Genomic DNA, 1,096 nt, shown 5'->3' with positions numbered 1-1,096 from the left:
GCCCGGGACGGCCCGGCCCTTCCCCGGCTCTCGGCACACGTCCGGGACGCCGTTCCCCGCGGACGCTCAGTGGGCGAGGTTCACCAGCGCGCGCACCCGCTTGCCGACCGGTATGCGTTCTGCGGTCACCTCCGAGGCCAGGGCGTGCACGATCTCCAGACCGTGCCGTCCGATCCTCTGCGGGTCCCTGGGGAAGCGCCGGGGCAGCGCGACACTGCTGTCGTAGACGCACACGGCGACGGCGGTGTCCGTGCCCTCCAGTTCCAGGATGTACGGGCCGTTGCTGTGCCGGTCCGCGTTGGTGACCAATTCGCTGACCACCAGCAGCAGCTCGCCGTCGGCGCGGTCGTCGATGGCGGCGCACCACTCTGTCCTGAGCTGCTCGAGGAAGCGCGCGGCGAAGGTCCGTGCCTCGGCGATGCATCCCGGTTCGCCGGTGTAGTGGGCCGCCCGCCGGAGCGGTTCCACGGGCACGTCGAAACCAGTAGGTATCACTGCCCCGTCCAGGTGTTCGGTCATGCGTTTCTCTCTCGGAACCCGGTCTGGCCGGTCTCTGCTGCACCAGTGCTCGTACCCCGAGCGCGGCGTCGCAGTCCAGGACGCTGTTCGCCGATCGCGCACATCGGACACACAGCGGCCGGCCCGGACCGGTGGAGGACCGAAGGACCGTCCCCCACCTGCGGTCCTTCGGGATCGGGAGATCGAGGGCGTGGCTCACTGACTCTGCTGACCGCCTGTATCGGCCGGTTCCGGAGCGTTGCCCGTGTCGTTCTGCTGCGGCGCGTTGGAGGTGGCCTCCGGCTGCTGGGCCGTGTCGGAGGAGCCCGGGGAGCCCGGGGCCAATGACTCCGTGACCGTGCCTTCCGTCGCCGACTCGGGGGCCGAGGTCGGCTCGGACGTCGGGGGCTCCGAGGACGGGGCCTGCGAACCGGGGGATTCCGAGGACGGGGACTCCGAGGACGGCGACTGCGACGACGGGGACTCGGAGGACGGCGACTCCGAGGACGGGGATTCCGAGGACGGCGACTGCGACGACGGGGACTGCGACGACGGCGACTTCGAACCCGGGGAGGACGAGGACGGGGAGGACGAGGAC

Annotated in this window: 2 protein-coding genes; one reads left to right on the top strand and one right to left on the bottom strand. The window is 71.1% G+C overall.

The features are described 5' to 3' along the window. Positions 1–66: 66 nt before the first annotated feature. The gene (locus ACFW2E_RS45970; RefSeq protein WP_384477903.1) at positions 67–519 is read right to left on the bottom strand and encodes an ATP-binding protein; all 453 of its coding nucleotides are present in this window, start codon (positions 517–519) and stop codon (positions 67–69) included. A 331-nt stretch (positions 520–850) separates the two neighbouring features. Between ACFW2E_RS45970 and ACFW2E_RS45965 the strand changes: the two genes are divergently transcribed. Next, on the top strand, positions 851–1,096 hold a 246-nt coding region (locus ACFW2E_RS45965; protein ID WP_384477900.1), incomplete at its 3' end, for a hypothetical protein.

Origin of the sequence: Streptomyces sp. NPDC058964, from assembly GCF_042741275.1 — a bacterium.
Lineage (GTDB): Bacteria > Actinomycetota > Actinomycetes > Streptomycetales > Streptomycetaceae > Streptomyces.
The sequence above is the reverse complement of the archived record's forward strand: the minus strand, read 5'-3'. Positions and strand labels throughout refer to the sequence as shown.